The organism is Bradyrhizobium sp. GW821-FHT12B03 (assembly GCF_058807535.1).
This window is the reverse complement of the sequence record NZ_JBXAQU010000020.1, coordinates 97,888-122,988: the sequence shown is the minus strand read 5'-3', so window position 1 is coordinate 122,988 and position 25,101 is coordinate 97,888. Positions and strand designations below refer to the sequence as shown.

Here is a 25,101-nt window from a genome sequence, read left to right as displayed (position 1 = left end):
AAGCTTTGGCGCCATCGCAGTCACCGTGAATAACAGGCCGTCCGGCCTCGGGTGGACGACCTAATACTGATGAACGCTGGCGTTGCCAAGCCGATCCCGTAGGATTTGGTTTATTCAAGGACCGCGCCAAACGTCGCGCATGTCAGCTCTGAGCACGCGCATCAAGAAATCACGAATGATCGCGCAACCAAATGGGCATTTCGACGTTATCGCGGGTTATTGCGACGCACAATTCCCCGATGCGGCCTATCGTACCTCACCCTCGCCGATCAGTGCGAACGGTCCCCACATCGCGGGATAGGCATTGCGCGGCGACGAGGCATCGTCGAGATACGTTAACATGGCGCGGCGCAATGCCTCGGCACGGCCGATTTCTGGTTCGTTTTTGAGCAGAGCGAAAGTCGACGTGGTCAAGCGGGTGGCAGCTTCCGAATCCACTGCCCAATGCGAGACCAGAAGCGCGCGGGCACCCGCATAGAAGAACGAGCGCGCCAGCCCCGACAGGGCCTCGGCGCCGGGCTTGTCGCCGGCAATGGTATTGCAGGCCGACAGCACCACCCAATCCGCATTGAGCTTGAGCTGGGCGACTTCGCTCGCAGTGAGAAGTCCGTCGTCGAGCTCGGAGGGCTGATCGGGAATGGAGAGCGCAAGTGAGGGCTCGCCCACGCCCTTGACGTCGCCGGCAACGAGACCGTGGGTGGCAAAGTAGATGATGCTGTATTGAGCAAGGGCTGCACGCTTGAGCGTCGTTTCGCTGGCATCGCGGCCGAGATGGATGTCGACCTCGCCTGCGCCGACATCCCTGGCCACCGCGTTCAACTCGTCGGCGGTGTCAGGCAGCTGTGGCAGCGCCTGCGCAAGCCGCGCGCGATCGACGCCCGCGCCGCGCCAGAAGTCGGTATAGGCAGTCGTCGCGATGCTGCGCGCGGCAACCTTGCCGCTCGCGGCGCGACGATCGGCCGGCCCTTCGGCTGCAGGGTTGAACACGGGATCGCCGAAACCGGTCATCGGCTTCACGCCCTGATCCTTGCGCGCAAAGGCCCGCAGCGATTTCAGGCTGATCACCGACGGCAGCACCGAGACCGCCTGACGTCGCAACAGCCAGGCGGCGCTGCGATAGCCTTCGAGCTTGTCCGGGATCGCGGCCTGCGGCGTCTCGGTGACCAGCAGATGAAACGGCAGTGCGGTCAGTGCGGCCGACGGCACCACCAGCAGGCCGCGCTTGTCCTTCGTCAACGCTTCGACCGGGCCGAGCAGCGCGACATAGAACTCGTTGGCGAGCGCGAGGTCGAACAGGCCTGATTTGCCGGACGCATCGTGTGCCTTGCCAACGTCGAGCCCCTTGCGGAACGCCGACACTTTCCGCGCCAGCGCGTCCGCGCCGAGCGGAATCTCCTTCCAGTCGGTGCCCTCGCGCGTGATCGCGATGACATAGCTCTGCTTGTCGACGACGGAATAGATCGTCATCGCCTCATCGGCCGACAGCAGAGCCTGGATGTCCTTCACCGCGAGCGGCAGCGGATTGGAGAGCAAGGCGTAGTCGGGAAATTCGACGGCCAGCGTCTTCTGCAAGCCGGCGCGCTCGCCCGCGATCGCCGCGATCCGCGCGCGGCTGCGCTGTTCGGCCGCGACGTCGCGTTGCGCCGATTGCTTCGATACCGCCGTGATGATCGCCTTGTCGAGCGCCTCGGCCTCGGCCGAAAGATCCTGGTCCTTGCGCACGAGCTCGGCGAGCCGGTCGCTGCCGGCGGCAAGCCGCACCGCGAGCTTGTTCACGGCAGACGCTGCGGACGATTGCGTACCGCGCTGGATCGCGGCCAGCGCTTCGTCGAGTGCCTTGTCGTCCGGCATCAGATGCTGCTGCCGCGCGGAAAACAGGATCGGCAGCACCACACGCAACTGAGCGCGAGTGCTGCGGAGCGTCCGTTCCGCCAGCGGCAGCGCCTCGGCGGTACGCCCGGAGAGATAAAGGAAGTAAGCGAGATTGCTGGTCGAGGTCACGACGTCAGGATGATCCGGCCCGAGCGCACGTTCGCGGATGGCAAGAGCGCGGCGGTAGAGCGGCTCGGCATCGGCATAGCGCTGCTGGTGCTCGTAGAGCCCGGCGAGATTGTTCAGCGAGCGCGCGACATCGGGATGATCCGGCCCCAGCACTTTTTCGCGGATGGAGAGCGATCGCTTGATCGGCGCCTCGGCATCCGCATCGCGGTTGAGATCGCGATCGACCTGGCCGATGTTGTTCAGGACCGTGGCAACCGCGGGATGCTCGGGCCCGGCGGCCTTCTGATAGATCGCAAGCGCCCGCTGGAACAGCGGCTCGGCCTCGGCGAAATGCTCCTGCTTCACGTAGAGCGTGGCGAGATTGTTGAGGGCCTGACCGACATCGGGATGCTCGCGCGACAGCGCCTTTTCGCGAATGGAGAGAGCGCGCTTGAACAGCGGCTCGGCTTCGGTGAAGCGGCCCTGCCGCTGATACAGCGCGGCGAGATTGCTGAGCTCGGGCCCGATCAAGGCGGTGTCGAGGCCGAGCGACTTTTCCATCAGCGCGATGGCGCGCTTGTAGATCGGCTCGGCGAGATCGTCGCGGCCCTGGCCGGCATGGACCTGGCCGAGATTGTTGAGCGCGGCGGAGAGTTCGCGACCGTCACTGCCCTTCTCCAGGCTTGCCACCATGGCCTGCGCCAGGGGCAGCGCTTCCGCATATTTGCCGGCCTGGTTGAGCGCATTGATCCGCGCGCCCTGCGCGGCGAGATCGCCCTTCTGGGCGAGACCGGGCGTGGCAAGCGACGTGGTGATCGCGAGCGCCAGACCCGCGGCCAATGTCAAACGACGACGCGTCATGAACCCTCTCGCTGCGTGCCCGAGACCATCACGGACTTGGGTCGCAGCGACGGGCGGCGACGTTCAAATGGTTGCGCCCTGGTCCATCTTCGTGCGCGCTTCGCCAGCGAGGCGAACCAGCATCTTGCGCAGCGCCGTGCCGTCGGTCACCCGCTCCGGAAACTCGAGCCGCAGCGCGGTCTGCCCGTCCTGCATGTCGAAGCCCTCGGGGTCACAGCCGGTGCAGCGCCAGTCGCCGGCGGCCGCACCGAGAAGCTTCGTCGCGTAGAGGCCCATGGCGTCGCGGTGGTCGGCGTTCATGTGCTCCACGGCTCCCTCCTCCGCTGCCAGCAGATCGTCTGCACCAGACAGGTCCGTGAGGAACTGCTCGGGCTTGAGGTCGACGATCCGGCCAAAGCCGGCGACCAGATGGGTTCCGGTGGGTCGGATTTTGAAGAACGAGAAGTCCTTAAACGAAACAAAGGCTTCCGCCGACGGATGAGCACTCAGATACCTCCGCCGGAGCAGATCCGTCTCGGCGCCGGCCTGCTCCGCCCGGCCGGACAGCATGATCCTGGCGCCTTCCAGCGGATCGCCGGCGGCTCGCTCGTCCAGCATCAGGGAAACCCTGGAATCGGCCAGGATGTTCCTGGTGTGCACGGCCAATCCGGAGATCAGCAGGATGGGCGAGCCATCCGGGTGGCTCGCCAGATTGACCAGGGAACAATAGGGATCGCCGGAGCCCGCCATCAACGTTGCGAGAGCGCCCTGCCGCGATCGCCTGAGCAGCGATTTGGCGAGCGTTTGGGGAGCGAAATCGGGGGTCGGTTGCATCGGCTTTCTCGGGTCAGGTGGTTGCAAGGAGGGTCTTTTTTCGGCTAAACGGGGGTCCGGTTATGGGTCGAGATGCGGCGAATCTGCCGTGTTTCGTGGAACTTGGTCACACTTCAGCCCAGCTTGCATTGCTCGGTGACAAGGTTCGAACGCCAATTCGGCACCCATCTATGCGGCGCATCACTGGTTTGCTCGCCGTTTCAAGCCACGACCCAAACGGAAAGCAGAAAGCAGAGGCTCATGCCCACAATCGCTTTGGTCGACGACGACCGCAACATTCTCACATCCGTCTCGATCGCGCTGGAAGCCGAAGGCTACCGCATCATGACCTACACCGACGGCGCCTCCGCGCTTGACGGTTTCCGCACCACCCAACCCGACCTCGCCATCCTCGACATCAAGATGCCGCGCATGGACGGCATGGAGACGCTGCGCCGTCTCAGGCAGAAATCCGACCTGCCGGTGATCTTCCTGACCTCCAAGGACGAAGAGATCGACGAGCTGTTCGGCCTCAAGATGGGCGCCGACGACTTCATCCGCAAACCGTTCTCGCAGCGGCTGCTGGTCGAGCGCGTCAAGGCGGTGCTGCGCCGCTCGGCGCCGAAGGACCCGACCGTCGCACCGAAGGAGAACGACGCCAAGGCGCTCGACCGCGGCCTTCTGCGCATGGATCCGGAACGCCATACCTGCACCTGGAAGAATGAGCCGGTGACGCTGACCGTCACCGAATTCCTGATCCTCCAGGCGCTCGCGACCCGGCCCGGCGTGGTGAAGAGCCGCAACGCGCTGATGGACGCCGCCTATGACGACCAGGTCTATGTCGACGACCGCACCATCGACAGCCACATCAAGCGGCTGCGCAAGAAGTTCAAGGTGGTCGACAACGAGTTCGAGATGATCGAGACGCTCTACGGCGTCGGCTACCGTTTCAAGGAAGCCTGAGGCGGCAGGGCGCCTCCACGAAAGTCAGGAGCATCGCCGGTTCTCGTTCCATCGGGACCGGGATCGCTCTAGGATGCGGGGACCTTCGCACGAGCTGTCCTAACGCGGGCGTGAGCATTGCTTGACCGAACGCAGCCTGACGAGAACCAGAGCGCCGAGGATATCGCATCCGACGGCGTTCCGGAGCACGTCGCCGAGGACAAGCCGGCCGCACAGGGCTGGCGGCCGCTGAACTGGCTGAAGCGCGCCGGGCAGTTCTTCTTTGCGCTGTCCTTCTCGAGCCTGACCCGCCGCATCGTCTCGCTCAACCTCGCCGGCCTCGTCGCGCTGGTCGCCAGCATCCTCTATCTGTCGCAATTCCGCGCCGGCCTGATCGACGCGCGCGCGCAGAGCCTGCTGGTACAGGCCGAGATCATCGCCGGTGCGATCGCGGCCTCCGCGACGGTGCAGACCAACGCCATCACCATCGACCCCGACCGGCTGCTCGACCTCAAGCCGGGCGAGACCTATGGCGGGTCGGACGACTATTCGCCGCTGGATTTTCCGATCAATCCGGAGCGCGTCGCGCCGGTGCTGCGCACGCTGATCTCGCCGACCAAGACGCGCGCCCGCATCTATGATCCGAACGGCAGCCTGCTGCTCGACAGCCGCAACCTCGAGAACGTGCTGCGCTTCCCCCTGCCGCCGCTGTCCGCCGAGAAGCCAGGCATGGTCGAGCGCGGCATGGTCGCGGTGCGTACCTGGCTGAACCGCGGCGACCTGCCGCTCTATCGCGAGCTCGGGCCCGAGAACGGCAACGGCTATGCGGAAGTGGGCGATGCGCTCCAGGGCCAGAAGCGCTCGATGGTGCGGGTCAATGCCCGCGGCGAGGTGATCGTCTCGGTCGCGGTCCCTGTGCTGCGCTCGCGCGCCATCCATGGCGCGCTGATGCTGTCCACCCAGGGCGACGACATCGACCAGATGGTCACCGCCGAGCGCCTCGCCATCCTGAAAGTCGGCGGCGTCGCCGCGGCGGTCATGATCATGCTGTCGCTGCTGCTCGCCAGCACCATCGCCGGTCCCGTGCGCCGGCTCGCCGACAGCGCCGAGCGCGTCCGCCGCCGCATCAAGACCCGCGTCGAGATCCCCGACTTCACCCGCCGCCGCGACGAGATCGGGCATCTGTCCGGCGCGCTGCGCGACATGACCAATGCGCTCTACAGCCGCATCGAGGCGATCGAGATGTTCGCCGCCGACGTCGCCCACGAGCTGAAGAACCCGCTGACCTCGCTGCGCTCCGCGGTCGAGACGTTGCCGCTGGCGCGCAACGAGAACAGCCGCGCCCGCCTGCTCGAGGTGATCGAGCACGACGTCAAGCGGCTCGACCGGCTGATCTCTGACATCTCCGACGCCAGCCGGCTCGATGCCGAGCTGCAACGGCAGGACGCGATCCCGGTCGATCTGCGCCGCCTGCTGGGCACGCTGGTCTCCGTCGCCAACGAAACCAAGCTCGGCCACGACGTCGCCGTCGAGGCGCGCTTCGAGGGGCGCGGGCCGACCGACAATTTCGCCGTGACCGGCCACGATTCACGGCTCGGGCAGGTGGTCTCCAACCTGCTCTCCAACGCGCAATCCTTTTCCGAGCCCGGCAGCAAGGTGCGCCTCGTCTGCCGCCGCGTGCGCCGAGAGATCGAGATCGTGGTCGACGACGACGGCCCCGGCATTCGCGATGACGCGCTGGATCGCATCTTCGAGCGCTTCTACACCGACCGTCCGCATCAGGGCTTTGGCCAGAACTCCGGCCTCGGCCTGTCGATCTCCAAGCAGATCGTCGATGCCCATGGCGGGCGCATCTGGGCCGAGAACCGCGCGGGGCCGCCTGATGACGAGGGCATCCCGACGGTATCAGGCGCGCGCTTCGTGGTGAGGCTGCCGGCGCTATGAGCCAAGCCAGTTTGAACGACGGCGGACCCAGCGTGCACGCTTCCGCAGTCAAGGTCGGGAATCTGGCAGTGCTGATCCGCGGGCCGTCGGGCGCCGGCAAGTCGCGCCTTGCCTTCGATTTGATCATGGCGGGCCGCGCCGGCGTGGTCCAAAGGGCCGTTCTGGTCGGTGACGACCGTGTCCATCTGGCGACAGTCGGCGATGAAATTGAGGTCCGTCCCGCTCCGAGACTGGCCGGCCTGATCGAGATCCGGGGCCTCGGAATCCGCCGCTGCGACTTCGTGGAGCATGCGACCGTCGGTCTCGTGGTCGATCTGGACGCCGCGGACGCCGAACGGTTGCCGCCGGCCGAATCCCTGAAAACAAGCGTTTTAGGTGTCGAAATACCGCGAATCCCTGTCAGCCGCGACTATTCGCCCCTCCCACTGGTTGTCGCGGCCTTGACCTCTACCAAGAGTTCATCTTCCGTTAACCCTCCAGGCGATTGTTTGAAGGGAAATGGTAACCATATGAACCCCACTATCGCGACCGAATAGACCGGCGCAGCTCCCCTCATCCATCCGTCTAAGTTCAGGGAGATACGCAACATCCCCTCTTGCGCAGGGGCTCTGGATGGTCAAAGTGGCGCGTTCGTGCGGTGCACCAAAAGCGCCCGCGAGGAGTTTTCCGATGATTGGTCTAGTACTTGTGACCCACGGGCGCCTTGCCGACGAATTCAAGGCAGCGCTTGAACATGTCATGGGCCCACAAAAGCAAATCGAAGCGATTACGATCGGCGCTGAAGACGATTCCGATCTGTGCCGAAGCGACATCATCGAGGCGGTTAACCGCGTCGATTCCGGCGACGGGGTTGCGATCCTCACCGACATGTTCGGCGGCACGCCGTCCAACCTGGCAATATCCTGCATGAGCCGGCCGAAGGTCGAAGTGCTCGCGGGCATCAACCTGCCCATGCTGGTGAAGCTTGCGAAGGTGCGCGAGGAACGCGCGCTGCCCGACGCGATCGCGATGGCCCAGGAAGCGGGCCGCAAATACGTCACCATCGCCAGCCGCGTGCTCGCCGGCAAATGAGCGACGACGCGCCGCAAGCCGGGACGGGCGTGCCCGCGGGCGCGATCTCCAAGGAGCTCCTGATCATCAACAAGCGCGGCCTGCACGCGCGTGCCTCGGCGAAGTTCGTCCAGGCCGTCGAGCGCTTCAACGCGCAAGTGTGGGTGACGCGCGGCGGCGAGACGGTCGGCGGCACCTCGATCATGGGCCTGATGATGCTGGCTGCGGGCCCCGGCACGACGATCACCGTCGCGGCTGCCGGCGCCGAAGCGGAAGCCGCGCTCGCGGCGATCACCGAGCTCGTCGAGAGCAAGTTCAACGAGGAAGGGATCTGAGCCACGCGCTCGGTGCCGTAGGGTGGGCAAAGGCGCATCGCGCCGTGCCCACCATCTCGACAATCACAACGGATGCGGTGGGCACGCTTCGCTTTGCCCACCCTACGAGACCTGCGACGCCGCTATCACTTCGCCGGCGGCGCGATGTAGATGTTCCAGCTCATCGACGGGCCGGCCTTGCCGTGGGTGAAGCGGCGCGTCGTCATCACGATGCGCTCGGCATTCGGTGCGGCCTCCGATATCCATTTCTCGAACGCCGGCAGGCGGCCGTCGGTCGGATCGAACACGCCGATGAAGCCATACTTCTTCGCGTCCTCGCGCGAGGTCAGGCCGGAATCCCAGGCTTCAATCGGCACGAGCGCGGCCGGATGATCCGGGCTGTAGAACACCATCGGCTGGATCGATTCCATGGTGCCGGCGACGACGGCCCAGCGCGAGGCAAAGCGCGCGTGCCAGGCCTGCGTCAGCTCGCGCGCGAGGTCCGAGCGCGCGCCATAGGTGGCGGTGTTGCCGGCATTGGCGTCCATCTCGCGCGCCGCGATCCAGGGCGAGGCCATGAGCGTGGCAACGCTGAGCACGAGCCAGATCGCGGTGATGTTGAACAGCGCCGCGCTCTGCACCCGCAGCACGGGGATCGCAACCAGCGCGAGCGGCACCAGGAAGAACAGCGAGATGCCCCAATCGGTCTTCATGTAGATGCTGAAGACCAGGGCGCCGAGCGGCGGGCCGACCGCGACGATGGCCTGGACGAGCCAGACATTCAGCGCCTGCGAGACATTGACGCCGGAATTGGCACCGCGCGCCCAGGCGCGCGTGACGATGCGCGAAGGCGCGCGCAGAAGCAGCGTGGCCCACGGCGGCACCAGCGCCATGGCGAGCGCCGCAAGCGCGACCGGAAGAGCCAGCAGCGCGAAATTATGCAGGGCATAGCCGGCCACCAGCTGATGCACGAGGCCGGAATCCTCGAGGCTGTAGGTGTCGCCGGCATAGGTCAGTGGCACGAAATGCACGCCCGCAAGCCAGACGATGTGCGGGATCATCGCCACCACCATCGTCACGATGGCAACCCACGGCGCCGGCGACAGCAGGAATTTCAAGCGGTCCGGATGGATCAGCGCGGCAAGGCCGATGGCGCCGATCATGGTCAGCACCCAATATTTGGTCATCAGCGCCAGCGCGCCGGCGAGCCCGAACCAGATGCCGGACTGCCAGCTTCGTTTCTCGAAGGCGTTGAGATAGGCGAGCACGAGCAGCGGCAGGGTCACGAGCTGCAGAAGGTCCGGGTTGTACTTGAAGCCCTTGAAATTGAAGATCGGGTAGAGCGCGATCATCACCACGACCAAGAACGCGCGCCGCGCGTCCACCACCCGCAAGCTCAGCAGCCAGCAGATCACCATACCGACGCTGACCGTCGCCATCGCCAGCGCATAGGTGGCCCAGTCCGTCGCCGGAAACGCCTTGAACCAGACGCCGGCGACCCAGCCCGACAACGGCGGATGCTTGCCGTAGCCCCACAGGAACTTCTGGCCCCAGCCATAGGCTTCCGCGACGTCCATGTGAACGTCCTGCGCTGCCTTGAGATTGATCAGGATGAAGGTCCAGAGCACCGCATGCAGGACGGCGAGCTGGATCACCAGCCATGGCCGCGCCTCCGGCCGAATCGCGCTGGCCACCAGCCAGGCCCGGAAGCGGCTGAAGCTCACCCGGGCTTTTTCGCGTGGTCGGGCGGTGGGAAGAGAGGTGGTCGACATGGGCCGTTGCGTAGCGCGTTTTGGCCCCGCTTGGAATCAGCTTGGCGTGAAGAAAGGCCCTGAAAATACAGCAATATGGTTGCCGCACGGGGATGTGAGTGGTATCCCGCGCCCATGACGACCGTCCCCATTTCCAACATCCGCAATTTCTCCATCGTCGCCCATATCGACCATGGCAAATCGACGCTGGCCGACCGCCTGATCCAGATGACCGGCGGGCTCACCGACCGCGAAATGGCCGGCAAGGAGCAGGTGCTCGATTCCATGGACATCGAGCGCGAGCGCGGCATCACCATCAAGGCGCAGACGGTGCGCCTCGCCTACCGCGCCAAGGACGGCAAGGATTACATCTTCAACCTGATGGACACGCCCGGCCATGTCGACTTCGCCTACGAAGTCTCGCGGTCGCTGGCGGCCTGCGAGGGTTCCCTGCTGGTGGTCGACGCCAGCCAGGGCGTCGAGGCGCAGACGCTCGCCAACGTCTACCAGGCGCTCGACAACAATCACGAGATCGTCCCGGTCCTGAACAAGGTCGACCTTCCCGCCGCCGAACCCGAGAAGGTCAAGCAGCAGATCGAGGACGTCATCGGCATCGACGCCTCGGACGCGGTGATGATCTCGGCCAAGACCGGCCTCGGCGTGCCCGACGTGCTCGAAGCCATCGTCACCCGCCTGCCGCCGCCGAAGGGCGACCGCGACGCGACGTTGAAGGCGCTGCTGGTCGACAGCTGGTACGACGTCTATCTCGGCGTCGTCGTGCTGATCCGCGTCGTCGACGGCGTGATGAAGAAGGGAAGCCGCGTGCGCATGATGGGCACGGGCGCCGCCTACGACGTCGAGCGCGTCGGCTTCTTCACGCCGAAGATGCAGCAGGTCGACGAGCTCGGCCCCGGCGAGATCGGCTTCATCACCGCCGCGATCAAGGAAGTCGCCGACACCCGCGTCGGCGACACCATCACCGACGACAGGAAGCCTGTCACCGAGATGCTGCCGGGCTTCAAGCCGGCCATCCCCGTGGTGTTCTGCGGCCTGTTCCCGGTCGATGCCGACGACTTCGAAACGCTGCGCGCCGCGATGGGCAAGCTGCGCCTCAACGACGCCAGCTTCTCCTTCGAGATGGAGACCTCCGCGGCGCTCGGCTTCGGCTTCCGCTGCGGCTTCCTCGGGCTGTTGCACCTGGAGATCATCCAGGAGCGGCTGTCGCGCGAGTTCGATCTCAACCTGATCGCGACCGCGCCGAGCGTCATCTACAAGATGAAGCTCACCGACGGCAGCGAGCTCGAGATCCACAATCCCGTCGACATGCCCGACGTGGTCAAGATCGCGGAGATCCAGGAGCCCTGGATCGAGGCCACGATCCTCACCCCCGACGAATATCTCGGCAGCGTGCTGAAGCTGTGCCAGGACCGCCGCGGCGCCCAGAAGGAGCTGACTTACGTCGGCGCCCGCGCCATGGTGAAATACGATCTGCCGCTCAACGAGGTGGTATTCGACTTCTACGACCGCCTCAAGTCGGTCTCCAAGGGCTACGCCTCGTTCGACTATCATCTCACCGACTACAAGCCGGCCGACCTCGTGAAGATGCAGATCCTGGTCAATGCCGAGCCGGTCGACGCGCTCTCGATGCTGGTCCACCGCACCCGCGCCGAGGGGCGCGGCCGCGCCATGGTCGAGAAGATGAAGGAGCTGATCCCGCCGCACATGTTCCAGATCCCGATCCAGGCGGCGATCGGCGGCAAGGTGATCGCCCGCGAGACGGTGCGCGCACTGCGCAAGGACGTCACCGCAAAATGCTACGGCGGCGACATCACGCGTAAGCGCAAGCTTCTGGAGAAGCAGAAGGAAGGCAAGAAGAAGATGCGGCAGTTCGGCAAGGTCGACATCCCGCAGGAAGCCTTCATTGCCGCGCTGAAGGTGGATAGCTGAGGGGCTGACTGGACCAGTTTGACGTAACGAGACTGGTCAGGCCCGGCTATCCGGGACCGGCAAACTAAAACCTCGAAAACAACCCCATGCACAGTAACCGGCCCGTTGTCGGCATTGCGGTTTTTTGATTTACCGAAATTTGCGTGACCCGTCGGGCAAAACAGTGGCAGGATGGCATCATCGCGGGTGTGGCGCAGAGCCCGACCGTCAGCTCCGGGCAACCGGATTGGTTGCCACCGTTCATATTGCTGCAAGGCGATTTATATAATCAGGTGAGTTCAGCCGCACTCACCGGGAATCTGTCATGGCCGACATCACAGTACACCTCGACGATGAGCTTTACGACAAGGCCTCGCGAGTTGCCCGACTGGACAATGTGAGCGTCAAGGAACTCGTCGAGGACGTCATGCGCCGCCATCTCGACTACGTCGAGGTGGTACAGGATTTTTCCAAGATGCCACCGTTCTCGCTCGAGAACTATGAGCTTCATCGCGATGCCGACGAAAGCGATGAGGACTACGCATTCAGGCGCTCACTTTTCCAGTGAGTCCTGAATGGCTCCGCCTTTCCGACGTGGCGACATGGTCTGGAGTTACTTTCCTTTTGCCGAGACTCCCGACATACCCGCGCGGACACGACATGCGGCGATCATAGTCGGTGCTTTTTCTGCAATCGAAGCCTCCCGGATGCTGGGACACCAGTCGCCGGCGTATGGGGCCGCGGTGGCGGTTTACACCTCGTCTCAAGTCAGAAAATTTGGTGGCAATCTGCCGATCGGAATCATCCAAGTGCCATTGGACCGGGCGCGCCAGAACAAGAACAACTCCGCGTTCTTCATCGATACGCGTCCGGGCATACCTTCCGATCCACAAGGACTACTTTCCCGATCTGGATGCGCCTGATCATGGTCTCATCACGTCCATTGATCCGGGATTGTTCAAACGCGTCATGGAAGAGTTTGCACGAGTCAACGAGCGGGCAAGAGAGCAAATCGTAACGGTAGGGCCGCTTCGGCCGCGCTGAAAGCGGATAGCTGAGGGCCATATCATTCCGGGGCGCGCCACTTGGCGCGAGCTCGGAGTGACAAGCTCGTAGGGGTGACAAGCTCGCAGGATGGGTAGAGCGAAGCGAAACCCATCACCCCGACGGGGGGACGCGGTATCTCGCAATTCTCGTTGGCTCGATCCGATTGCGAGGATGAAGTTTGATGGGTTTCGCTTCGCTCTACCCATCCTACGAACTGCCCCGCCCGGCTTCACGACGTCTCCTGCTTCGCCTCGACGTATCGTGCGAAATTGTCGAGGATCGCCTGCCAGCCGCCCTGCTGCTGCTCGACCGAATGCGTCGGTTCGCCATCGAAGACGACGCGGACGACAATGCCCTCCGGGCCGGGCTCGAACGCGACTTCGGCCTTTCGATCGCCGAACGCGTATTCGATCCGCTTGCGTTCGACGATCTTCGTGTAGGTGCCCGCGAAGTCAAAGCCCATGCTGCCGTCCTTGGCCTCCATGCGCGACGAGAAGACGCCGCCTTCCCGCAGGTCGACCGTCGCCCGGGTCGTATGCCAGTCGTCGGACGCGGCGTTCCACTTCATGATGTCGGCAGGCGTCGTATAGGCACGCCAGACCCGATCGATGGGGGCGGCTACGGTGGTTTCGACGGTGATCCTCATGAACATGGCTCCTGGTTCGGTTTTGACGGCTCGAGGTGACGACATCACTGACGTGTGCGGGTCTACCCAAGGACGATCGGGACCGGTCCATGCCGACAAGGTCGCGCCGTCAATTGTCCTAAAAATGCGATAGCGGGCAGCCAGGTACGCCGTGATGAGGCTCACGGAGCTGCCGGATCATCATTTCCCGAGCTGTTGAAGCACGGCGAACCACAACGCAAGCGGCTCCCTGAGGGCTCCCGGCTCGGACGGCTTTTGGCGAACGGCCGTGTGCACCATGACGAGCTTCGAGGCTGGATCGACCAGGATGACCTGACCGCGTATGCCGAGCAGGGCAAACCTGCGCTGCTCGCCGGGGAGGATCCACACCTGATAGCCGTAGCCGAAATAGGGTGTGGCCACGCGCGGAGCGAGATGGCTATCCTCCGGTCTGACGGTCGTGGCATCCAACAGCCACTGCCGCGGGATCAACTGACGACCTTCCCAGGCGCCGTCGTGTGCGAGCAACCGGGCCAGGCGCGCATAGTCGCGCAAGGTCGCGTTGAAGCAGCAAAAGGCAATCTCCTGCCCGCTACCGTCGATCGCCCATGAGGCATCCGCTTCGGTGCCGATGGCATCCCAGATCCGGTCGTGGAGATAGTCCGCAACCGGGGTGCCGGTGGCGGCGCGCAGGACCAGGCCCAGTATCTCGGTTTCCACGCTTGCATAGTGCCATCTGGTTCCCGGCGGGGCGGTTCTTGTATTGAATTGCGCGACGACGGCGGCCGGATCCTTTGCCTCGCCGACGAACAGGGCTCGTCCAAGCCGGGCTATGTCATCTTTCCCATCGTAGACTTCCGAAAATTCGACGCCCGAAGACATGTTCAACAAGGCCCGGATGGACGTGTTTCCATATTCCGTTTCCGCAAGGCCGGAGACGTAGCTGGAGACGAGGTCGTCGATCGACTTGATCCGCCCTTCCGAGACCGCGATCCCGACCAGCATCGCCACCAGCGTCTTGGCCATGGACTGCGAAAGAAAGCGATCGCGATCGGTCCGCGCATATTGATAGTGCTCGTACAGGATGGTGTCGTCCCTGGCGATCAGGAGCCCCGTCACCGGGTTGCGCTTGAGATAGTCCGCGATGTCCAGCCGTTCCGTGCCGAAACTGTAGGCGATCGACGGCTCCGGCGCGCGTTTGAATTGCCAGGGCGCCGTCGCGCGCGCGATCGGACGCGAGGCGTAGATCTCGCCGAAATGGCTGTAGACCCCGACGAGCTTGTCGAGCTGGGTGGTGGTCCCCCGCGTGCCGACCGGATAGCCCTCGGCCGCGCCGTAGAGCGCGGCATCCGGTCCGCTCTCCGAAAAGACCGGCCCCGGCTCGCCGGGCGAGCTTCGGACGTCCTGCGCGCAGGCTGAAGGCACCCAGACCGCGGCGGCGAGAATGACAGTGAGGAAAAGCCCGCGGCAACCGTGTGGCCTGCGGAGCGTACCCCCATTCATTGGACTTGCCTCCTCATGCATTCCTGTGTGTGCGTTCATGAGAACAACATCGCAGGCCGGTGACGAGAGGCATGCTATCATTGGGGGTAGCCGGTGTCAGCATGCGGCCCCAGAGCCGACGTCGGCCGAAATGAGCCGCCCCATTTCTGCTTCGACCGCTTGCGGCGCGAACTAGGCGGCGCTCCTGTTTCGGCTTAATGTTCAGACGTGCCGCTCACCAGCCCCATCACGCCTTACGATCCGGCCTGGCCGCAGCAATACGCGGCGGAAGAGGCGCGGCTGAAGCCCGTTTTCGGTCCGGCATTGATCGGAATTCATCACGTCGGGAGCACCGCCGTGCCCGAACTGGCCGCGAAGGCGGAAATCGACGTGCTTGCCGTGGTCCGGTCGGATAGCGGGCTGGAAGATTGGAGCCGATCCTTGGTGACCCTCGGCTATCGTCGTGGCGGCGACCTTTCCGCGGGCCACCATTTCTTCAAGCGGGACATGAACGGTGTCCGCACCCACAAGCTTCATGTGTGCCTGGATGGTCACGAACAGATTACACGGATGTTGAAATTTCGAGATCGCCTGCGCGAGCATGCCGGAGATCGTTCGAGATATCAGGAGTTGAAACTAAGGCTCGAGCGTGAAAATACCGCGGGTCTTCAACAATACCTGATCGCCAAAGATCCGTTCATCCGGGACGTTCTGGGCAACCTCGATTGATCGCTCCTCTTCCGATGGTCCGGTGAAACAGGTCATGACCATGACGTCGCTCGAGCGAACGGCCGATGCTCTTCCCGCAAGTTTTCCCGAGCTCGAGGCCGACGCCAGGGCAGATGGCCACGCCCACATGACCCGCCTGGCCGCGGAGTTCACAGCCGATCGCGCCACGTTTCACGCGATATTCACGTGCCATCTGGATGGCAGATTGGCAGGGATCGGCGCGATAACCAACGAGCCTGCGCCGACGTCGCGACCGACGTGGCGGATGCGGCGGCTTTACGTGCACCGACACTATCGAAGGCGCAAGATCGCCCAGGCGATCGCGAACGCCTTGCTGCAAGAAGCCGCGGGGACCGTCTCCATTGTCACCGTCCACGCAGGCAATGATGGCGCTGCGCGGTTCTGGGAAGCCATTGGATTCAGCCGGGTCGACGGGCAACCATGGTCGCACGAAGCCGACGTGCCGACCTTCGATCATTAAGTTGACGTCACTTCAGAAGATTGTCGCGCCGCAGCCCCTCACCCGGATTGCATCAAGCGATGCGATCCGACCTCTCCCTACGAGAGAGGTGATTCGAATTCCAGGCACGCGTTTCGATCCAATAAAAGCTCATCGCGCTTTAGAGCGCCGGCAAACCGGGCGGCGGCTTGCGCATGTTGGACGCCTGCTCGTAGGCGTAGGCGAGGCGCAGCAGCTTGTGCTCGCTCCAGGCGGGCCCAGCGAAGGTGACGCCGAACGGATGATCGGGCGTCTCCTTGTCGCGGACACCGGACACGAAGCCGCCGGGCACCGAGACGCTGGGATAGCCCGCCTTCGCAGGCATCACGCAGCCTCCGCTGCCCGGGAACAGCACCGCATCCAGCTTGTGCCCGTTCATGTAGGCGTCCATCCCGCGTGTCCTGGCGGCGAGCAGGTCCATGGCGCGCGCCGATTTGTACTCGCGCTCACTGAGGTCGCCCCGGGTCGCGTTGGCGGCGAGGAACAGGTCCTGGCCGTAACGTAGCGCCCTCTCCGCATTGGCCTCGTTGAAGGCGACGATGTCGGCGAAGGTCTTGATGTCGGTGCCGGTCGCCCAATCCTTCAGATAGAGATTGAGACCGTACTTCAGCTCGTAGAGGAAGACGATCGGCGCCCCCGTCGGATTGCCCTTGTTGGGGCTCAGCGGATTGCGGTTGAGCACGGGCATGCCTGTGCCCGGCCCACCGATCCAACCGGCCGCCGGCATAGCCGCGCGCACGATGATGGCGCCGAGGTCCTCCAGCACCTTGATCGCATCCGCCATCACCTTCGCCGATGCCGGCGGCAGCTTGCCGTAATAGGGATCGTTGAGGGGATCGGCGGGGTCGCTGGGCACGCCGATGCGCGCGCCCTTCATCGCATCGCGCGTGAGGCCAGCGGTGTAATCGTCAGGGCGCTTCTGCTGCTCAGTGGCGGGATCGCGCGGGTCACTGGCGGCCAGCACGTTGAGGAGCAGTGCCGCGTCGCGCACGGTGCGCGTCATCGGTCCCGCGGTGTCCTGGCTGTGCGTGATCGGCACGATGCCGGCGCGGCTGATCAGCCCGACCGTCGGCTTGACGGTGACGAGGCCGTTCTGACTGGCAGGAAACAGCAGTGAGCCCGAGGTCTCGGTGCCGATCGAGGCCGCGCAGAGACCTGCGGCCACGGCGACCGCCGAACCCGAGCTCGAGCCGCCGGGAGTGACGACCGGACTACCGTGCTCGTCCATCAACGCCGGTGCATAGGGGTTTTTTACCTGCCCGCCCAGCGACGAATAGCCCGAGGGCATCTCGATCGCGAGGATGTTGGCAAACTCCGTGAGATTCGCCTTGCCGAGGATCACCGCGCCGGCTTTGCGCAGCAGCTTGACGATGGTGGCATCGCCTTTGGCGCGCGCGCCCTCCAGCGCCAGCGAGCCCGCCGTGGTCGGCTGCCTGTCGCCGGTGGCGATGTTGTCCTTCACCAGGATCGGCACGCCGGCCAGCGGCCGCTTGGCCGACGGCCTCGTGCCGTCACGCTTGCCAGCGATCGCGAGTGCGTCGGGATTGAGCGCGCGGACGGAATTGAGCATGGGCCCATCGCGATCGTAGGCCTCGATGCGCGCGAGATAGGCTTGGGCCAGCGCGGTGGCGGTGATCCGCCCGGCGGCCAGGGCATCTATGATGTCGCTCATCGGCGCGTCCGCGAGCTTCGGCCCGATCGACGGCGCGGCACTGGCGGCAGCCGTAGCGCGGCGCGCGCCGCGGCGGGGTGGCTTCTTCATGACGTGCTTCTTGCATGGCCCCGAATGCGCTACTGAAGGTAGCATTGGGTTCGATAGCGCGACAAGTGGAGTTATCGCATGGACTGCACGATCCGGCCCGCGCTGGAGGATGACGCCGACGGCATCAGCGGCGTCATCCTGCGTGCGCTGCGCGAGACCAATGCAAAGGACTATACGGGCGAGATCATCGAACGGGTCGAGAGCAGCTTCAGTCCGGACGCGGTGCGGGCGCTGATCGGAAAACGCACCGTTTTCGTCGCCATCCTCGGCGGCCGCGTCGTCGGCACGGCGAGCCTCGACGGACACGTCGTCCGCACCGTCTTCGTGGCTCCCGACGTTCAGGCCCGCGGGATCGGCAGGCTGTTGATGGCCGAGATCGAGCGGACGGCGCGCGGGCGGAGCGTTGCCGCGTTGACCGTGCCCTCGTCGATCACCGCCGAGAGCTTCTACGCAAAGCTCGGGTTCACTGCCGTGCGTGACAGCTATCATGGTGAGGAACGCACGATCATCATGGAGCGGTTGCTCGACGGCGCCATCGACTAGTCCGTAGCCCGGATGGAGCCAACCTCATGGCTTCGGCTGCAGGAGGTCCCAGCGATTGCCATAGAGATCGTCAAAGACCGCGACGGTCCCATACGGCTCGACGCGAGGCACTTCCCGAAACAATACGCCTCTCGAGCGATAGGCTTCGTAATCGCGCCAGAAATCATCCGTGTGCAGGAAGAGGAACACGCGCCCGCCGGTCTGATCCCCGATGCGTTGCGCCTGATCCGCCGTGACCGCCTTCGCCAGCAGAATGCGGGTTTCCAGAGAGCCCGGTGGCGCAATTAGAACCCACCTTTTGCCATTGCCGAGGTCTGTGTCCTCAGCCAGCGCAAATCCCAGCCGCTCGATGAAGTAAGCAATGGCTTCATCGTAGTCGCGGACCAGAAGGGATACGTAACCGACGTGCTGTCGCATGGTGGAACCAGTCTACGCATCCGGCCAAGGTCTGCAACGGCCCGAGAGTCCGCTTGGCCTCGGACGCTTCGCCCCACCTTGATCCTCTCCACCAAATGGACCACCATCGCCCCCCCTACACCGCTCACAGCAAGAATGGGCGAGGAAACGCGCATGAACGCAGCTCCCGGAGTTGGCCTGGTCGAACGCGCCCGCGCCATCGCGCCGCTGATTGCGGGCGAGGCCGACGAGATCGAGCGGACGCGGCGGCTGACGCCCGCGGTCGTTTCCGCGCTGATCGAGAACGGGCTGTATCGCGCCCTCCTCCCGCAAAGCCTCGGAGGCGCGGAGGTTCCGATCGACGCCTTCATGCAGATGCTGGAGGAGATCGCGAAGGCGGATGCCTCCACCGCCTGGTGTCTCGGCCAATGCAGCGTCTGCGCGATGATCGCGGCCTCGCTCGATCACGACACCGCGCATGAGATCTTCAACGCAGGCCCCGGCATCCTCGCCTGGGGCGCGATCGCGCACGAGGCGCGCAGCGTCGAGGGCGGCTATCGTGTCACCGCGCGCTGGGACTTTGCCTCGGGCTCGCGGCAGGCGAGCTGGCTGGGCGCGCATGTGCGCATCGTGGGTCGCGACGGCGTGCCGCGCAAGAACGCCGACGGCTCGGTGGAGGTGCGCACCATCCTGTTTCCGGTCGCGAGCGCCGTGCTGCACGACGTGTGGCAGGCGATCGGGCTCGCCGGCACCGGCACGGATTCGTATGAGGTGAGCGACCTCTTCGTCCCCGAGCGCTTCACCGCGTTGCGTGACGTTGCGTCCGCATTGCGCGAGACGGGGCCGCTCTACAGGATCGGCACCGGCTCGACCTTCAGCCTGGGTTTTGCCGCGGTGTCGCTCGGCGTGGCGCGCGCCACGCTGGATGCCGCCATCGCGCTGGCGCGCGCAAAGCACCCGTCGCTGGCGACGAGCACCATGCGCGACAACCAGGCGGTCCAGGGCCTGATCGGCCGCACCGAGGGCGATTTGCGCGCCGCGCGCGCCTATCTCTATGCAACCGCCAATGCGATGTGGCGCGACCTGTCCGCGACCGGCACGTTCAGCGCGGCGCATCGCAGTGCGGTTCGCCTCGCTGCGACCTGGACCATTCACCAGTCGGCACGCGTGGTCGACGCGGCCTACCACATGGCCGGCGCCACGGCCGTGTTCCGCAGCAACCCGTTCGAGCGCCGCTTCCGCGACATGCACGCCATCGCGCAGCAGATCCAGGCGCGGGATACGCACTATGAGGATGTCGGGAAGGCGATTTTGGCGGGGGGCTGAGGCGGAATGATGACGGGGTCACTCGTGGCCCATCCTTCGAGACGCCCGCTTGTGGCGGGCTCCTCAGGATGAGGTCTTGGTTCGCGGCGAGATGTTGGACCCTCATGGTGAGGAGCCCGCCCTAAGCGGGCGTCTCGAACCATGCAGGCCGGAAAGGGCGCGGCTTGCGCAAGGGGTCGCAATGCGAGCCGCGAGCTCACGCCACCATCGCGGCGTCTTCGTCGTCGGCGCCATCGATGCCGCGCTGGGCGGCGAGCAGGCTGATGATCTCGATGTTCGGCCGGGCCTTGCTGAACAGAAAGCCCTGACCCTCGTCGCAGCCCTCGGCGCGCAGGCAGCTCAGCTCGGCCTCGGTCTCGACGCCCTCGGCGGTGATGGTGACGCCGAGGCCCTTGCCGAGGCTGACGATGGAACGGATGATCGCCTGGGCCTCGCGGTTGGCGCCGAGATCGCGCACGAAGGACTGGTCGATCTTGATCTTGTCGAAGGGGAAGCTTCTGAGATAGCTGAGGCTGGAATAGCCGGTGCCGAAATCGTCCATCGAGATGCGCACGCCGAGCGCGCGCAGCGCATGCAGCGTCGCCAGCACCTGGGCGCTCTTCTCCAGCAGCAGCGTCTCGGTGATCTCGAGCTCGAGCCGGCGCGGCGGCAGGCCGGAATGTTTCAGCGCGTCGGTCACCATCGAGAGCAGATTGCCGCTGCGAAACTGGAGCGGCGACAGATTGACGGCGACGCGGACGTCGTCGGGCCAGGTCGCAGCATCCAGGCACGCGCGGCGCAGCATCAGGCCGCCGAGCGGATTGATCAGGCCGGTTTCCTCCGCGACCGGAATGAACTCGGCCGGCGAGACCATGCCGCGCTCGGCATGCGGCCAGCGCACCAGCGCCTCGAAGCCGGTGATGCGGCCGCTCGAGAGGTCGACCAGCGGCTGGTAATAGGGGCGCAGCACGTCGTTCTGGATCGCATCGCGCAGCTCGACCTCGATCTTGCGGCGGCTCTGCGCCTTGGCATGGAGCGCCGCCTCGAAGAAGGCGAAGGTGCCGCGCGCGTCGTTCTTGGCGCGCGACAGCGCCATGTCGGCGCTCTTGAGCAGCTTTTCGGAATCATCGCCGTCGCCCGGCGCCATCGCGATGCCGATGGAGGCGCCGATCACCACGGAATGGCCGTCGAGCAGATAGGGATCGGCGATGGCCTCCAGCAGGCGCTTGGCCAGCATCACCGCGTCCTCGGGGCGCGTCAGGCCGCTCTGCACGATCGCGAACTCGTCCGAGTTGAGCCGCGCCAGCGCGTCCTCCTCGCGCAGGGTCGAGCGCAGCCGCTTGGCGACGCCGCGCAGGAGCTTGTCGCCGATCGCATGTCCGAGCGTCTCGTTGACCGCCTTGAAATTGTCCAGCCCCAGCATCAGCACCGCGACCTTCTCGGCGCTGCGGCGCGTGTGCAGCAGCATCTCGTCGACCTGCTGGCGCAGCAGGTTGCGGTTCGGCAGGCCGGTCAAGCCGTCATGCTGGGCCATGAAGGCCAGCCGCGCCTCGGCGCGCTTGCGCTCGGTGATGTCCATCAGCGCGAGCAGCACCGCGGGCCGGTCGGCATAGGTCAGTTCGCGCGAATAGATCGCAAGGTCGATCAGCGCGCCGTCGGCCTTGACGTGCTTCCAGGTCCGCGCGGCCTGCTCCTCGCTGGAGCGGTCGGTGGTCCAGGGAGGCTCGCTGTCGAAGGCCTGAAGGCTGCGAATCGTCAGCCTCTCGAACTCGGCGCGGCTGTAGCCGTAATGGGCGACCGCGGCGTCGTTGACGCCGAGGATGCGCTCGTCGTCCAGCGCGCAGACGATCATGGGGACGGGATTGCCGTCGAACAGCAGGCGGAACGAGGCCTCGCGCTGCTTCAACTCGGTGATGTCGACGCGCAGACCGACCACGCCGCCGTCGTCGGTGCGGCGCTCCTCGATCAGGATGACGCGGCCGTCCGACAGCGTCTGCTCGTGACGCGCGCCGGGCTGATAGAGCTTCTTCAGCCGCTGCGCGATCCACTCTTCCTCGTGGCCTGCGGCTTCCGGATAGTCGCCGCGGGCGACGCCAACGCGCAGCGTGTCTTCGAGGCGGGCGCCTTCGGCGAACAGATCGGCGGTCTTGCTGTAGATCTCGGAATATTGCTTGTTCCAGAGAACGTAGCGGCCTTCGGGGTCGAGGATCACGATGCCCTGCGGCAGCAGGTCGACGGCCTGGCGCAGCCGCTCATGCGATTTGCGCGCCTCGATGATCACCGCTTCGGCTTCCGCGCGGCTCTGCACGAGTTCGTCGTGTACGACGGGCCGATGCGGCGCGCGCGCGAAACGCGGCTTGCGCGGCCGTTGGCCGGCTCCGGCAAGCACGTTGCGCTTTCGCTTTCCTGGTTTTCGAGACCCCAAACTCAACTTCACATGTCCCAGTCGCGCCCCGTGGCCGCAGAGCCTCAGGGCAAGTCTTGCAGCAAGCCTTGGGGCAAGTCTTGAGGCAAGTGTCTGAAAAAAATGTAATCTTCGCCGGCCTGGCCACGGGACCGCGAGCCTTGCAGCGCGCGTGCACCCGGCCTCCGTGCCTGTTTGCAAGGCGCGAAAACCTCGGCGTGCGCAGCAAGCCGGTATCGCCGTCGCAATTGGACGGCGCGCTGGCGCAAAATTGCGCGCTCGCTTGAATCGTTTCCGCGATCGCGCACGATTGCATACCGACCGCGGTTATTCCTCATGCCGCGCACGAATTTTGGTCAATGCAGGATACGGTTATCGCGCCGTTAAGAATCGACCGGCCATCATGCGATTCTGTGATGATCTAATTGGAAATATGGATCGTCGTGTTGCGCGCGCCCTCGCGCTGGACCAGCGCGAACAGGGCCGCCGCATGGGCGGGATGCAGCCGGATACAGCCGTGCGAGGCCGGGCCGCCGAGCCGGGAGATGTCGGTCGTGCCGTGGATGGCGAAGCCGTAGTGGAAGAAGATCGCGTGCGGCATCGGTGCGTTGTAATATTTGCGCGAGAAATAGCGCCGCATCATCGCCTGCGGATGAAAGGTGCCACTCGGCGTGCCGTAGCCGCTGCGGCCCGTCGACACCGGCCAGGTGTAGCGCGGCGCACCGTCGACACGCACCGACATGCGCTGTGACGATTTGTCGATGTCGACCCTGAGGTCGGCCCGCGCCGGCGTCACGCAACATCCCGCCAGCACAAGCGTCAGAGTCGCGGCCCGCATCGCGAGCCGCACGAATTGCCCGTTCATGACCAAAGCCCCGCAGCCTCTTGTCCTGCCCGCATGATGTCGGGGCGGGACCGGCGCTGTAAAGACAGCGTGAGGCGGCAGCCGGTCGAAAGCCTAATTGTTAACCCTGACGCTGCGTTGGGCTATAAGGTGATCAGCATGAGTCCCCGCCGCTTCACCCCTCTCCTGCTTTTCATGACATTCCTGACCGCCGGCGGCGCGCTGGCCCAGGACAAGGGCAGCGTGACCCCGAAGCCGCTGCCGCCGCTCGCCAACCCCAACGATCCCAGCATCGGCGCCAAGGAGCTGTTCGCGCGAAAGCTGCTGCCCTCGAAAGGGCCGGCGCATGTCATCGGCTCCTACACCAGGGGCTGCATCGGCGGCGCCGAGCCGATGCCGCTGAACGGCGACAATTGGCAGGTGATGCGGCTGTCGCGCAATCGCAATTTCGGCCACCCCGCGATGATCGCGCTGATCAAGCGGCTCGCGGCCAGGGCGCACAAGGACGCGGGCTGGCCGGGCATCCTGGTCGGCGACATCGCCCAGCCGCGCGGCGGGCCGGCGCTGTCGGGCCATGCCAGCCACCAGATCGGCCTCGATGCCGACATCTGGCTGACGCCGATGCCGGACCATCGTCTCTCACGCGAGGAACGCGAGGAGATGTCCGCGGTGATGATGGTGCGGCAGGACCGGCTCGACATCGATCCGAAGGTGTTCACGCCGTCCCATGTGCTGGTGCTGCGCGACGCCGCGCAGGAGCCGGCGGTGCAGCGCATCTTCGTCAATGCCGCGATCAAGAAGGCGCTGTGCCGCGAGGCCAAGGGCGACCGCTCCTGGCTGTCGAAGATCCGGCCGTGGTGGGGCCACGACTATCACTTCCACATCCGCATGCACTGCCCGGCGGGCTCGAGCGAATGCGAGGGCCAGCCGTCGCAATCCGAGGACGAAGGCTGCAAGCCCGCCGATCTCGCCTACTGGTTCTCCGACGCCGTGCTGCATCCGAAGCCGCCGCCGGAGCCGCCCAAGCCGAAACCGCCGATGACGCTGGCCCAGATGCCGGCGGCCTGCAAGGCGGTGCTGCACGCGGGCGATGCGAAGCCGTAGGGCTCTGTCGTGTCGTCCCGGCCGAGTGCGCAATTGCGCACTCGACCGGGTCGACGCGTGGAGAGATCGTGCCATTTGGCTTGTCCGGGATGACGAACCAGTTGGTTGGTCCCCACCCCCCAAATGCGCTAGGATTGTCCTGCCGCCGTGCCGTAAGCCCGCGGCATTCCGGGACGCGCATCCCGCTCTCTAACAAGCCTGTCCGCAAGCCCGCACCTCGGCGCGGCCAACGATGAGATTTGACATGCGCGTCCTCATTTTCCTCGCTGCGCTCACGCTCGGCGCGACCTCCGCTCTGGCGGCCGAAGAGCCCAGCGGCTGCGACAAGTTCAAATGGCCGATCGAGCGCGAGCGTGTCGCGCTGACGGCGCCGGACCGTATCAAGCTCGCTTCGGGGAGCGAACAGCCGACCCTGCCCTCAACAGCCGTCACATTGGGCCTCGTCACGCCCGCGGATGCAAAACTGCCCTCGCCGCCGGAGCGGGCGCCGAAGGACGGCAGCTTTGCCGGCTTTACCAGCATCAAGGCGGCGAAGGCAGGCCTCTACACGGTCAGCCTGTCCAGCGGGGCCTGGGTCGACGTGGTCCAGGACGGGCATGTCCTCAAGCCCGTGGCCTTCAGCGGCGCGACCGATTGCGACGGCATCCGCAAGACCATGAAATACGAGCTGTCGGCAAAGCCTTTCGTGGTCCAGGTCAGCGGCGCCAAAGAGAATTCGCTCTCGATCGCGATCCTTCCCAGCGAGTAGCCAAGGGTCGGACCAAAGGTCGCCTTTGACCTGTTCCGCCAGCCTGTTATGGT

General features: G+C 65.2%; 23 protein-coding genes. 14 read left to right on the top strand and 9 right to left on the bottom strand.

The genetic code is table 11. The annotated features are described in order from the left end of the window. Positions 1–246: 246 nt before the first annotated feature. Positions 247–2,841, bottom strand: coding sequence for a CHAT domain-containing tetratricopeptide repeat protein (locus AC1RUR_RS30570; RefSeq protein WP_492850965.1), 2,595 nt, complete (start codon positions 2,839–2,841; stop codon positions 247–249). 63 nt (positions 2,842–2,904) lie between these two features. Further along, the gene (locus tag AC1RUR_RS30565; RefSeq protein WP_492850963.1) at positions 2,905–3,654 is read right to left on the bottom strand and encodes a HugZ family pyridoxamine 5'-phosphate oxidase; all 750 of its coding nucleotides are present in this window, start codon (positions 3,652–3,654) and stop codon (positions 2,905–2,907) included. A gap of 240 nt (positions 3,655–3,894) precedes the next feature. On the opposite strand from AC1RUR_RS30565, the gene AC1RUR_RS30560 reads away from it, so the two are divergent. The 5 genes from AC1RUR_RS30560 to AC1RUR_RS30540 all read left to right on the top strand — a co-directional run bounded on the left by AC1RUR_RS30560 (position 3,895) and on the right by AC1RUR_RS30540 (position 7,904). After that, complete coding sequence (locus tag AC1RUR_RS30560; RefSeq protein WP_008542552.1) at positions 3,895–4,596, top strand: response regulator transcription factor; 702 nt, start codon at positions 3,895–3,897, stop codon at positions 4,594–4,596. Positions 4,597–4,713: 117 nt separating this feature from the next. Beyond that, entirely contained in the window at positions 4,714–6,519 is a 1,806-nt protein-coding gene (locus tag AC1RUR_RS30555; protein ID WP_492850961.1) for a stimulus-sensing domain-containing protein, read from the top strand. An 11-nt stretch (positions 6,520–6,530) separates the two neighbouring features. Beyond that, positions 6,531–7,055 carry an HPr kinase/phosphorylase gene (locus tag AC1RUR_RS30550; RefSeq protein WP_492851077.1) on the top strand — a complete coding sequence of 175 codons (525 nt, stop codon included), beginning with the start codon at positions 6,531–6,533 and terminating at the stop codon, positions 7,053–7,055. 133 nt (positions 7,056–7,188) lie between these two features. Further along, positions 7,189–7,590, top strand: coding sequence for a PTS sugar transporter subunit IIA (locus AC1RUR_RS30545; RefSeq protein ID WP_011090868.1), 402 nt, complete (start codon positions 7,189–7,191; stop codon positions 7,588–7,590). Further along, complete coding sequence (locus AC1RUR_RS30540; RefSeq protein ID WP_008139838.1) at positions 7,587–7,904, top strand: HPr family phosphocarrier protein; 318 nt, start codon at positions 7,587–7,589, stop codon at positions 7,902–7,904. Before AC1RUR_RS30545 ends, AC1RUR_RS30540 begins: the two co-directional genes overlap by 4 nt. 125 nt (positions 7,905–8,029) lie before the next feature. Here the strand turns inward: AC1RUR_RS30540 and AC1RUR_RS30535 are convergent, their stop codons facing one another. Then, positions 8,030–9,655, bottom strand: coding sequence for a glycosyltransferase family 39 protein (locus tag AC1RUR_RS30535; protein WP_492850958.1), 1,626 nt, complete (start codon positions 9,653–9,655; stop codon positions 8,030–8,032). Between the two features lie 114 nt (positions 9,656–9,769). Between AC1RUR_RS30535 and lepA the strand changes: the two genes are divergently transcribed. From lepA to AC1RUR_RS30520, 3 genes are all read left to right on the top strand, one after another. Beyond that, positions 9,770–11,581: a translation elongation factor 4 gene (gene lepA / locus AC1RUR_RS30530; RefSeq protein ID WP_492850956.1), complete on the top strand. Its 1,812-nt coding sequence runs from the start codon at positions 9,770–9,772 to the stop codon at positions 11,579–11,581. A 304-nt stretch (positions 11,582–11,885) separates the two neighbouring features. Then, positions 11,886–12,128 (top strand): hypothetical protein, encoded by a 243-nt coding sequence (locus AC1RUR_RS30525; RefSeq protein ID WP_492850954.1) that lies wholly within the window; start codon positions 11,886–11,888, stop codon positions 12,126–12,128. Positions 12,129–12,135: 7 nt separating this feature from the next. Further along, complete coding sequence (locus tag AC1RUR_RS30520; RefSeq protein WP_492850952.1) at positions 12,136–12,483, top strand: hypothetical protein; 348 nt, start codon at positions 12,136–12,138, stop codon at positions 12,481–12,483. Positions 12,484–12,836: 353 nt separating this feature from the next. On the opposite strand, the gene AC1RUR_RS30515 is transcribed toward AC1RUR_RS30520, so the two are convergent. Further along, the gene (locus AC1RUR_RS30515) at positions 12,837–13,253 is read right to left on the bottom strand and encodes an SRPBCC family protein (protein WP_492850950.1); all 417 of its coding nucleotides are present in this window, start codon (positions 13,251–13,253) and stop codon (positions 12,837–12,839) included. 180 nt (positions 13,254–13,433) lie between these two features. Continuing rightward, complete coding sequence (locus AC1RUR_RS30510) at positions 13,434–14,735, bottom strand: serine hydrolase domain-containing protein (RefSeq protein WP_492850948.1); 1,302 nt, start codon at positions 14,733–14,735, stop codon at positions 13,434–13,436. Between the two features lie 207 nt (positions 14,736–14,942). Between AC1RUR_RS30510 and AC1RUR_RS30505 the strand changes: the two genes are divergently transcribed. Beyond that, positions 14,943–15,443 (top strand): GrpB family protein, encoded by a 501-nt coding sequence (locus AC1RUR_RS30505; protein ID WP_492850946.1) that lies wholly within the window; start codon positions 14,943–14,945, stop codon positions 15,441–15,443. 34 nt (positions 15,444–15,477) lie between these two features. Continuing rightward, positions 15,478–15,924: a GNAT family N-acetyltransferase gene (locus AC1RUR_RS30500; protein ID WP_492850944.1), complete on the top strand. Its 447-nt coding sequence runs from the start codon at positions 15,478–15,480 to the stop codon at positions 15,922–15,924. Between the two features lie 139 nt (positions 15,925–16,063). Here AC1RUR_RS30500 and AC1RUR_RS30495 read toward each other — a convergent pair whose 3' ends face one another. Continuing rightward, the gene (locus AC1RUR_RS30495; RefSeq protein WP_492850943.1) at positions 16,064–17,704 is read right to left on the bottom strand and encodes an amidase family protein; all 1,641 of its coding nucleotides are present in this window, start codon (positions 17,702–17,704) and stop codon (positions 16,064–16,066) included. Between the two features lie 78 nt (positions 17,705–17,782). Between AC1RUR_RS30495 and AC1RUR_RS30490 the strand changes: the two genes are divergently transcribed. Continuing rightward, positions 17,783–18,247: a GNAT family N-acetyltransferase gene (locus tag AC1RUR_RS30490; RefSeq protein ID WP_492850941.1), complete on the top strand. Its 465-nt coding sequence runs from the start codon at positions 17,783–17,785 to the stop codon at positions 18,245–18,247. 24 nt (positions 18,248–18,271) lie between these two features. Here the strand turns inward: AC1RUR_RS30490 and AC1RUR_RS30485 are convergent, their stop codons facing one another. Continuing rightward, a complete protein-coding gene (locus AC1RUR_RS30485) occupies positions 18,272–18,664 on the bottom strand; it encodes a VOC family protein (RefSeq protein WP_492850939.1) in 393 nt (130 codons plus the stop codon). 153 nt (positions 18,665–18,817) lie between these two features. On the opposite strand from AC1RUR_RS30485, the gene AC1RUR_RS30480 reads away from it, so the two are divergent. Continuing rightward, a complete protein-coding gene (locus AC1RUR_RS30480) occupies positions 18,818–19,969 on the top strand; it encodes an acyl-CoA dehydrogenase family protein (protein WP_492850937.1) in 1,152 nt (383 codons plus the stop codon). Between the two features lie 196 nt (positions 19,970–20,165). Here the strand turns inward: AC1RUR_RS30480 and AC1RUR_RS30475 are convergent, their stop codons facing one another. Both AC1RUR_RS30475 and AC1RUR_RS30470 read right to left on the bottom strand, forming a co-directional pair. Further along, the gene (locus tag AC1RUR_RS30475; RefSeq protein ID WP_492850935.1) at positions 20,166–22,337 is read right to left on the bottom strand and encodes an EAL domain-containing protein; all 2,172 of its coding nucleotides are present in this window, start codon (positions 22,335–22,337) and stop codon (positions 20,166–20,168) included. A gap of 436 nt (positions 22,338–22,773) precedes the next feature. After that, positions 22,774–23,217 (bottom strand): L,D-transpeptidase, encoded by a 444-nt coding sequence (locus AC1RUR_RS30470; RefSeq protein WP_492850933.1) that lies wholly within the window; start codon positions 23,215–23,217, stop codon positions 22,774–22,776. A 138-nt stretch (positions 23,218–23,355) separates the two neighbouring features. On the opposite strand from AC1RUR_RS30470, the gene mepA reads away from it, so the two are divergent. After that, positions 23,356–24,300, top strand: coding sequence for a penicillin-insensitive murein endopeptidase (gene mepA, locus AC1RUR_RS30465; protein ID WP_492850931.1), 945 nt, complete (start codon positions 23,356–23,358; stop codon positions 24,298–24,300). A 244-nt stretch (positions 24,301–24,544) separates the two neighbouring features. Continuing rightward, positions 24,545–25,048: a hypothetical protein gene (locus AC1RUR_RS30460; protein ID WP_492850929.1), complete on the top strand. Its 504-nt coding sequence runs from the start codon at positions 24,545–24,547 to the stop codon at positions 25,046–25,048. Positions 25,049–25,101 lie beyond the last annotated feature (53 nt).

What these genes read in the sequence shown, in the direction of transcription:
- lepA (WP_492850956.1), top strand. Translation starts at nt 9,770, where the DNA reads ATGACGACCGTCCCCATTTCCAACATCCGCAATTTCTCCATCGTCGCC.
- AC1RUR_RS30520 (WP_492850952.1), top strand. Translation starts at nt 12,136, where the DNA reads ATGGCTCCGCCTTTCCGACGTGGCGACATGGTCTGGAGTTACTTTCCT.
- AC1RUR_RS30485 (WP_492850939.1), bottom strand. Translation starts at nt 18,664, where the DNA reads ATGCGACAGCACGTCGGTTACGTATCCCTTCTGGTCCGCGACTACGAT.
- AC1RUR_RS30515 (WP_492850950.1), bottom strand. Translation starts at nt 13,253, where the DNA reads ATGAGGATCACCGTCGAAACCACCGTAGCCGCCCCCATCGATCGGGTC.
- AC1RUR_RS30540 (WP_008139838.1), top strand. Translation starts at nt 7,587, where the DNA reads ATGAGCGACGACGCGCCGCAAGCCGGGACGGGCGTGCCCGCGGGCGCG.
- AC1RUR_RS30565 (WP_492850963.1), bottom strand. Translation starts at nt 3,654, where the DNA reads ATGCAACCGACCCCCGATTTCGCTCCCCAAACGCTCGCCAAATCGCTG.
- AC1RUR_RS30490 (WP_492850941.1), top strand. Translation starts at nt 17,783, where the DNA reads ATGGACTGCACGATCCGGCCCGCGCTGGAGGATGACGCCGACGGCATC.
- AC1RUR_RS30460 (WP_492850929.1), top strand. Translation starts at nt 24,545, where the DNA reads ATGCGCGTCCTCATTTTCCTCGCTGCGCTCACGCTCGGCGCGACCTCC.
- mepA (WP_492850931.1), top strand. Translation starts at nt 23,356, where the DNA reads ATGAGTCCCCGCCGCTTCACCCCTCTCCTGCTTTTCATGACATTCCTG.
- AC1RUR_RS30470 (WP_492850933.1), bottom strand. Translation starts at nt 23,217, where the DNA reads ATGAACGGGCAATTCGTGCGGCTCGCGATGCGGGCCGCGACTCTGACG.
- AC1RUR_RS30545 (WP_011090868.1), top strand. Translation starts at nt 7,189, where the DNA reads ATGATTGGTCTAGTACTTGTGACCCACGGGCGCCTTGCCGACGAATTC.
- AC1RUR_RS30570 (WP_492850965.1), bottom strand. Translation starts at nt 2,841, where the DNA reads ATGACGCGTCGTCGTTTGACATTGGCCGCGGGTCTGGCGCTCGCGATC.
- AC1RUR_RS30510 (WP_492850948.1), bottom strand. Translation starts at nt 14,735, where the DNA reads ATGAATGGGGGTACGCTCCGCAGGCCACACGGTTGCCGCGGGCTTTTC.
- AC1RUR_RS30495 (WP_492850943.1), bottom strand. Translation starts at nt 17,704, where the DNA reads ATGAAGAAGCCACCCCGCCGCGGCGCGCGCCGCGCTACGGCTGCCGCC.
- AC1RUR_RS30525 (WP_492850954.1), top strand. Translation starts at nt 11,886, where the DNA reads ATGGCCGACATCACAGTACACCTCGACGATGAGCTTTACGACAAGGCC.
- AC1RUR_RS30500 (WP_492850944.1), top strand. Translation starts at nt 15,478, where the DNA reads ATGACCATGACGTCGCTCGAGCGAACGGCCGATGCTCTTCCCGCAAGT.
- AC1RUR_RS30535 (WP_492850958.1), bottom strand. Translation starts at nt 9,655, where the DNA reads ATGTCGACCACCTCTCTTCCCACCGCCCGACCACGCGAAAAAGCCCGG.
- AC1RUR_RS30480 (WP_492850937.1), top strand. Translation starts at nt 18,818, where the DNA reads ATGAACGCAGCTCCCGGAGTTGGCCTGGTCGAACGCGCCCGCGCCATC.
- AC1RUR_RS30560 (WP_008542552.1), top strand. Translation starts at nt 3,895, where the DNA reads ATGCCCACAATCGCTTTGGTCGACGACGACCGCAACATTCTCACATCC.